7 protein-coding genes and 1 pseudogene are annotated in these 7,328 nt (G+C 52.5%); 5 read left to right on the top strand and 3 right to left on the bottom strand.

Features of this window, described 5'->3' with window-relative positions:
* The first annotated feature begins 275 nt into the window (after window positions 1–275).
* The 3 genes and pseudogenes from P3X23_RS09885 (at window position 276) to P3X23_RS09875 (ending at window position 2,124) form a co-directional block, all read left to right on the top strand.
* Entirely contained in the window at window positions 276–785 is a 510-nt protein-coding gene (locus P3X23_RS09885) for a COX15/CtaA family protein (protein WP_300876111.1), read from the top strand.
* A complete protein-coding gene (locus P3X23_RS09880; protein WP_300876109.1) occupies window positions 749–1,156 on the top strand; it encodes a hypothetical protein in 408 nt (135 codons plus the stop codon). Before P3X23_RS09885 ends, P3X23_RS09880 begins: the two co-directional genes overlap by 37 nt.
* Before the next feature lie 66 nt (window positions 1,157–1,222).
* Window positions 1,223–2,124, top strand: a pseudogene (locus P3X23_RS09875) (heme o synthase).
* 38 nt (window positions 2,125–2,162) lie between these two features.
* On the opposite strand, the gene P3X23_RS09870 reads toward P3X23_RS09875, so the two are convergent.
* Window positions 2,163–3,038 (bottom strand): alpha/beta fold hydrolase, encoded by an 876-nt coding sequence (locus tag P3X23_RS09870; protein WP_300876107.1) that lies wholly within the window; start codon window positions 3,036–3,038, stop codon window positions 2,163–2,165.
* Between the two features lie 68 nt (window positions 3,039–3,106).
* Between P3X23_RS09870 and P3X23_RS09865 the strand changes: the two genes are divergently transcribed.
* Complete coding sequence (locus P3X23_RS09865) at window positions 3,107–3,883, top strand: SDR family oxidoreductase (protein ID WP_300876105.1); 777 nt, start codon at window positions 3,107–3,109, stop codon at window positions 3,881–3,883.
* On the opposite strand, the gene P3X23_RS09860 is transcribed toward P3X23_RS09865, so the two are convergent.
* Complete coding sequence (locus P3X23_RS09860; RefSeq protein WP_300876102.1) at window positions 3,851–5,257, bottom strand: type II CAAX endopeptidase family protein; 1,407 nt, start codon at window positions 5,255–5,257, stop codon at window positions 3,851–3,853. The genes P3X23_RS09865 and P3X23_RS09860 overlap by 33 nt on opposite strands.
* Window positions 5,258–5,945: 688 nt before the next feature.
* Here P3X23_RS09860 and P3X23_RS09855 point away from each other — a divergent pair.
* Entirely contained in the window at window positions 5,946–6,458 is a 513-nt protein-coding gene (locus P3X23_RS09855; protein ID WP_300876115.1) for an inorganic diphosphatase, read from the top strand.
* Here the strand turns inward: P3X23_RS09855 and P3X23_RS09850 are convergent.
* Complete coding sequence (locus P3X23_RS09850; RefSeq protein ID WP_300876100.1) at window positions 6,455–7,222, bottom strand: amino acid ABC transporter ATP-binding protein; 768 nt, start codon at window positions 7,220–7,222, stop codon at window positions 6,455–6,457. The genes P3X23_RS09855 and P3X23_RS09850 overlap by 4 nt on opposite strands.
* Window positions 7,223–7,328 lie beyond the last annotated feature (106 nt).

Below are 7,328 nucleotides of genomic sequence, written 5' to 3'. Positions count from 1 at the left end.
GCTTGGGATGGACAGAAGCCCAAGGCCGTGCCTGTTTACTCGAACGCTATGGCAAGCGATCGCGCCAGCAACTGACCGATGAAGAACTCTTGGATTTTCTCCACTTTTTGCAGCGCCAACCCAGTGGCGGTGAGCCGTCGTGTTAGGTCACAAATTGCAAGAAAAATTTATATTCTGACGGAAACTTAAAGAAAAGCTATAGATTTTCACATTAGCCGTGATCCCCCCCTTAGCTTCTTTACCATAAAGGAGTTGTTGCTGTCGAGGAAAAATCTGTGCTGGGTCCTTTTGACCCTAGGCAGCGATCCCAGTGCCCGTCGTCAGTGGATTTTTCGCCTCGTTCTGCTGATGAGGTCTTTACCCTCTTTTTGATGGCGGTAGGCAGTGCCACACGGGTAATGGATACCGGTTTAGCCTGTCCCGACTGGCCACTGTGCTTCGGCACGTTGGTGCCGCAAATGGATTTGCAGATCTTTCTAGAGTGGTTTCACCGTCTGCTGGCCACTAGTTTAGGCCTGATGGCGATCGCCTTTGCAGGACTGAGCGTGGCTTGGCGGCAAGGGTTGTTTCCTTGGGTACCCTACGCTGCTGGGGCGGCACTGTGCCTTGTGATTTTGCAGGGGATTCTCGGCGGACTGACGGTGACTGAGTTGCTGCGCTTTGAAATTGTCACCGCTCACCTTGGTACAGGCTTGTTCTTCTTTTGCCTTTTAACAGCAATCACCTTGGCTTGGCTCCCTTTAGGGGTATGGGTAGTGCCCGTTGGTTGCGGATTGTTGCACTGATTGCCGCTATAGGTGTCTATGGCCAAAGTTTGTTGGGCGGCTTGGTGTCTTCGCAGTGGGCGGTTCATCAGTGCCTCTATGGCGATCGCCTGTGTGGGGTGCTCAATAGCCATCTAATAAGCGTTGTCCCGGCCACCCTGAGCGTCCTTAGTGTTGTGATTGTGGCGTGGCGCAGTCCAGCCTTGGCTCCCCTGTTGCGGCAACTGAGTTTCTTGCTCCTGCCGCTGGTGGGTCTGCAAGTGGCCTTGGGGTGGAGCACTTTACAACTAAAGCTACAAGTCCCAGCACTCACCGTTGCCCATCAAATGATTGGCGCCACCCTCTTGGGGTTGCTGGTTGCCATTTCCACATTGGCGTGGCGCGATTGCTGAAAGCCCGCTTTGCGATCGCCAACCCGCTTCCCTGAAGCATAAGTTTTGAACAATCTTGAGGCTCGCATGACATTCCTAGCCAGACTTTCCTCCTCAACAGGAGATCTTTCAACAAAACTACTAGACTATGTCCAACTCACCAAACCTCGCTTAATTCTCCTCTTTTTAATTACGACTGCGGCAGCCATGGAAGTCGCAAGCCAAGGTCGGGTGGCTCCCCAACTGCTCCTGATGACCCTTGTCAGTGGTGCCTGTGCGGCGGCAGCAGCTCATACGATCAACTGTCTTTATGACCGCGACATTGATGCCATCATGGAACGAACGCGCCATCGACCTTTGCCGGCAGGTCGAGTTGCCCCTTGGGAAGCCGTGTTTCTGGCCGTGCTCTTGGCAACAACGGCCTTTAGTCTTTTGGCAGTGTTTGCCAATCTTCTAAGTGCCTGCCTTGCCATGGTGGGAATTGCAGTTTATGTGGGGGTTTATACCCACTGGCTGAAGCGCTCGTCGCCGCAAAATATCGTCATTGGCGGTGTTCCCCCTCTAGTGGGCTGGGCAGCAGTAACAGGAGAACTGAGTTGGGCAGCTTGGGTGCTGTTTGCCATTATCTTTATCTGGACGCCGCCCCATTTTTGGCCGTTGGCAATGCTGATTCAAGAGGACTATACTCGGGTGCAAGTGCCGATGTTGCCCGTTGTCGATAGCGATCGCGTAACGGCACAGCAAATTTTCCGCTACACCTTGGCGCTGATACCCACCAGCTTGTTGTTGGTTTACCCCTGCAGTGTTGTGGGTTTTAGATCTATGGTGGGGTAGCGATTGCCCTTGGCAGTTGGTTTATTTACCGTGCATGGCAGTTAACCCAAGCCCCAGAGGACAAAGAACGGGCACGCAGTCTCTTTAAGTTCTCGATTCTCTATATGATGCTGTTGTGTGCCGCCATGGTGGGCGATCGCATCTTGTTGTCTTAGTTATCTGAAAGTCTCAATGCCCTTGCTTGCCTCTTGAGCTAAACTTGCGCCAACTGTTGCAACCATTCAATTAAAATTGGGTTCACCAACTCTGGGCGATCGTCATGGGGACAGTGACCCGTATTCGGTAACCGTTCAATGCGAATTGGTAGCCGATCTTGATGGGCTTCAAAGTGCTTTACCCCTGAAATCGGAGTCCAAGGATCCACCTCCCCCCAGAGCACGAGAATCGGCACTTGGATTTCTGGAAGCAACTCCACAATTTTCGGTCCAGGCGGTGCTGAAATTACGCGGGCAAAAACTTCCTTGGCACCGGCATCCATAGCGGGTCGGTGCAGCAGTTCTACCAATTCATCAGTAATGGCCTCGGGATTGGCATAGACTTGGGTCAGGGTTTGACGAATGCGCTCGGGTTGCCGAATCTGATTAAAAATAAAATGGCCAATGACGGGAGAGGCTACCAAAGCGCGAAAGAAGACCGTAAAGAGACTCTGTGCCCAGTTCAATTCGTTGGGGCGGTGGTTCAGTCCCCCTGCACAGTTGAGGACACTGACCGCACGGCAGGTGTGGCCATAGCGAGCGGCCATCATCAGGCACAGCAGACCGCCAATGGAATTCCCCACCCAAACCACCGGTTCATCAATATGGGCTTGCCAAAAGTCGGCCAAAAGTTCTGCCCATAAATCCAAGCTGTAGGTTAAATCCGGCTTTGCCGAAGCACCAAACCCAAGCAAATCAAGGGCATAGACACGGTAACCGGCGGCGGTGAGGGCAGGTATATTTTTGCGCCAATGACCAATCGAGGCCCCAAAACCATGCACTAAAACGACGGGAGCACCACTGCCATTGACACTGTAGCAGATGCGATGGCCGCGCCACATCCAGTCTGCGGTGGCTGAGAGCGTGGAGGTCATTCTGCCCATTCCCTCATGCAATATGTATTACTTTTAAGATAGCGATCTTTACGTTTCGTAACAATTTTATGACCACTGCACTGATCACGGGGGCAACAGGGGGATTAGGGCAAGCCTTTGCCCAAGCGTTGGCCGATCGCCGGCATAACCTCATCCTTACGGGTCGTTCCCTCGACGCCCTAGAGGCGCTTAAGGCCCGCCTCAGCCAACAGGTACCGGTCGTGTGTATCCCCCAAGACTTGAGTGAACCCGGTGCTGCTGTCCAGCTCTATGGGCAAATTCAATCCTTGGGGCTAAGCGTAGATCTGCTGATCAATAATGCCGGCTTTGGTGATTACGGCGCTTTCGGAGATCGCGATCGCCAGCAACTCACGGCTATGCTCCAAGTCAATGTCACGGCGCTAGTGGAACTCACCCATCTGGTGCTCCAAGAAATGTGCCCGCGGCGTCAGGGCACCATCATTAACGTTAGCTCAATTGCGGCTTTTCAGCCTCTGCCCTATCTTGCCGTCTATGCAGCCAGCAAAGCCTTTGTCCGCCACTTTAGCGAAGCACTCTGGGCAGAAGTCAAACCCCTAGGAATTCGTGTACTGGCCGTATGCCCTGGCCCTACGGCTACCCAATTCTTTGCCCGCGCCGACATGCTGCGCAATCCCGCTCTCATTGCCCGCCAAGATACCCCCGAACAGGTGGTTGCCGAGACGCTGGCGGCGCTGAACACCGATGTAGCTACCGTCATTCCCGGACAGCCCGCCAACCGTTTTCTTGCCCTAGCGGGTCGGCTAGTCCCGCGTCAGTGGCTGGTGCAGCAGTTAGAACCCCGCTTCCGTCCCCCCACTCAATAGGAGCAAGCCTAAAAAGGAGCCACTGTTCCAGATGCCGTGGAGTACCATAGCGGCACCGAGGTTTTGCGATCGCCAGTAGATATAACTCAGCACCGTCCCCAGAACCGTCAGGGGCAACAGGTCGGCTAGGTTGAGGTGGGCGATCGCAAACAGCAGCCCCGTTAAACCCATGGCAATTCCCAAGGGCAGATAGGATTGCACTGAACGAAAGAAGAACCCCCGGAAGAGAATCTCCTCAAAGAAGGGAGCCATCACTGCCACCATGACGTAGAGCAGGGCAAACGTGGTGTAATCGCGGCTTTGCAAAATGATTTCTAGCAGCGGATTGCCGCCCCCTTGGTTTTTCAGCAGTGCTTGACTGATCAGTGAACCAACCACGACTAGCGGCAGTGCCGCCAAATAGCCACCAACACCCCAACGCAAGGCACCCCCTACTCCCCCCTGCCAGCGTAGCCAATCTGAAGGGCGCTTACCGAAGGAACGCAGAAAGTACCAGAGCCAGCCCAACCCCGCCACCGTCATCATGGTGTAAGTGAGCAAGGCATAGAGGGTTTGTGCCATAGCAGAGCGCAGCGGCAGCGCCATACCAATAAGGGAGCGCACTAAGGGCATGACCAGCAAACTAATGGCAAAAAAGAGAGCAAACCAGATCACCATGCCTTCCCAGAGGGTTTCCCAGCCCCAAGGCACTGGCGTTAGTGAAGCTATGGGCTGCTCCTGTCGGCGGCGTCGCAGATGTTGATAGATCCAGACAATCCAAAGAACAATGCCAATTAAACTTCCTAAAAGAGGGGTGGTACCAATGAGAGCAAGGCGATAGAAGGCTGCTTGGGCGCGCTTTTGTACTGCGGTGGCCAAGGCAGTAAGCGCATCGGGTCGCTGTTGCAGTTCATAAAGGCGTTCGAGGGCGCGATCGCGAAACCAACCTTGGAGAGCATTTTTAATCAATGTTTCAGCATCTGGCAGCAATTGGGGAGGATCTGCCCACAAACCCATCAGTACTTCTGCAGTACTGCGAGTGACCCCTTGCGCCTCGTTGATCAAGGGTTGCCATATCTCGAGGGCGCGATCCTGCTCGCCGACATCGGCATAGAGGAGTCCTAATTGGAGACGCAGCCGTTGGTTTTGGGGCGTGGGAGTGACCAGTACCTGTTCGTAAGCTTTAATCGCGCTTTGCACATTCCCCACAAGGCGATCGCGGGTAGCCGCATCCCCCAGTCCCTGCCATTCTCGGGCTTGCAGCGACACATTGATTTGCAAGAGGTTAATTTGTCCTTGGGTTTGGGGTTCTAAATAACTACCAAGCAGCGACGCTGTAATCAGGGCAGCTACCACAACACTGAGGGCAGCAAGCACCAACCGTTTGAGAGACATAGGGCAAAGCTGACAAAGGACTCCCCAAAACCTTAGCGGAAAGCGAGCTAGTAGATCAATCGAGCGGCTTTTATGGGATTTTTAGAGATAGAGCCACATCTAAATTTACTGTCATGAGTAACAATTCCTCCAAAGTATCCTTGGCAATTGCTTTCCTGTCTTTTGTATTACTTTTTTCTCTTCTATCCACGGCATTGATTCAAAAATACTTTGGCTTAATTGGTGTTTTGAGTTATGTTGGTATTGTTACATTGATTTTGTTGTTGCTGCTAAAACTCAGATCTCGAATTCTCTCTTTTATTTTTTAAGTGAACTGAATGCTTCCCTGTCATTGATCAGCACTGGAATTATTCTCTTGACATTATTTGTATCGCTACAGTTAGTTAAGCTGGCTACAGCAAACTACTACGTTCTTTCATGATCTGCTGTGCAGTGGTTCAGGCTCTGCCAAGGGTGTGTGGTGTTCTGCTGATGAGTCTTCTTAACCAGTATCGCTATGGCCTTCTGCTCCTTTTCTTTGCCCTTTGGGGGCTATGGCCGGTGTTCCTTGTACAACATTCTTCCAAGGGAGGCGCTCCCTCTCTGTAGCGGCGACTCTCCTAGAACTAGCCTCTCTATCGGATCCTTGCCTCAGTGTCCTCAAGTCGGTTAAATGGAGACTTGTTGCGTGGACATTGTTACTATGGGTATTGATCTGAGCCGTATTCCTGCCCAACCTAAGCCGGGCATTGTCAATGTGCTGGTGGAAATTGCTGGGGGCAGCCGCAATAAGTATGAGTTTGATAAGGAAATGAATGTTTTTGCCCTCGATCGCGTCCTCTATTCAGCAGTGACCTATCCCTATGACTATGGGTTTATTCCCAATACGTTGGCAGATGATGGCGATCCCCTCGACGGTTTAGTGATCATGGATGAGCCGACATTTCCGGGGTGTGTGATTCCTGCCCGCCCCATTGGCTTACTGGAGATGATTGACAGTGGCGATCGCGACGAGAAAATTCTCTGTGTGCCTGCCGATGATCCTCGCTATGCTGAAGTCAAATCCCTCAAGGACATTGCTCCCCACCGCCTTGAAGAAATTGCCGAGTTCTTCCGCACCTACAAAAATCTGCAAAAAAAAGTGACTGAAATTCTCGGCTGGCAGGATGTGGATGCAGTGCAACCCCTTGTGGAAAAATGCATTCAGGCCTACAAGGGTTAGTGCCTGACTAGCACACGCTCTAGAAAAAGGCGGGTTCGCTCCTGTTTTGGACGACGAAACAGTTCTTGGGGCGACCCTTCCTCAATAATTTGGCCATCGGCAAGAAAGACGACGCGGCAGGAGACTTCGCGGGCAAATTGCATTTCGTGGGTGACCACCACCATGGTCATTGCCTCTTGTGCCAGTTGTCGCATGACGGCTAAAACATCTCCCACCAGCTCGGGGTCTAGGGCGGAGGTAGGCTCGTCAAAAAGGAGAATCTCCGGCTGCATGGCCAAGGCACGGGCGATCGCCACCCGTTGTTGTTGTCCCCCGGAAAGTTGCCGAGGATAGGCATCCCGTTTGTCTAGCAAGCCCACTTTCGCCAATAAACTTTCAGCCATTTCGATAGCCACTCGGCGGGGGAGTTTGCGCACAAGGATGGGGGCTTCGATTATGTTTTGCAGAACAGTCATATGGGGAAAGAGGTTAAAGCTCTGAAAGACCATACCGACATCGCGGCGAATCAGCCGCAGTTGTTGTGGCGTTGGCACCGGTGGCAGGTAGTGGCCGAGAATGAAAATCTCTCCCGATTGGTACGTCTCCAATCCATTCAAGCAGCGAAGCAAGGTGCTTTTGCCAGAACCACTAGGGCCAATGAGGGCGACCACCTCTTGTTTAGCAACCGTGAAGTTAATGTCCTTGAGGACGTGGCGATCGCCAAAATATTTATTGAGGTGGCGTATTTGGATCACGATTTCTGGGGCTGCCCCACGTTGAGTCATCGCTACTTCCTAAAAACCGTTATGCTGACTAAACAGATTCTCTCCATCGCCAAGTGGTTAGGCTAGGGTTATCAATGAGAAGAAATGCTTCTCTTTGCTCCCCATG

Origin of the sequence: Thermosynechococcus sp. Uc (genome assembly GCF_029335995.1) — a bacterium.
Lineage (GTDB): Bacteria > Cyanobacteriota > Cyanobacteriia > Thermosynechococcales > Thermosynechococcaceae > Thermosynechococcus.
The sequence above is the reverse complement of the archived record's forward strand: the minus strand, read 5'-3'. Positions and strand labels throughout refer to the sequence as shown.

Excerpts from the sequence above, each read along its gene's own strand:
- P3X23_RS09860 (WP_300876102.1), bottom strand. The coding sequence starts at position 5,257 with ATGTCTCTCAAACGGTTGGTGCTTGCTGCCCTCAGTGTTGTGGTAGCT.
- P3X23_RS09880 (WP_300876109.1), top strand. The coding sequence starts at position 749 with ATGGGTAGTGCCCGTTGGTTGCGGATTGTTGCACTGATTGCCGCTATA.
- P3X23_RS09870 (WP_300876107.1), bottom strand. The coding sequence starts at position 3,038 with ATGACCTCCACGCTCTCAGCCACCGCAGACTGGATGTGGCGCGGCCAT.
- P3X23_RS09865 (WP_300876105.1), top strand. The coding sequence starts at position 3,107 with ATGACCACTGCACTGATCACGGGGGCAACAGGGGGATTAGGGCAAGCC.
- P3X23_RS09850 (WP_300876100.1), bottom strand. The coding sequence starts at position 7,222 with ATGACTCAACGTGGGGCAGCCCCAGAAATCGTGATCCAAATACGCCAC.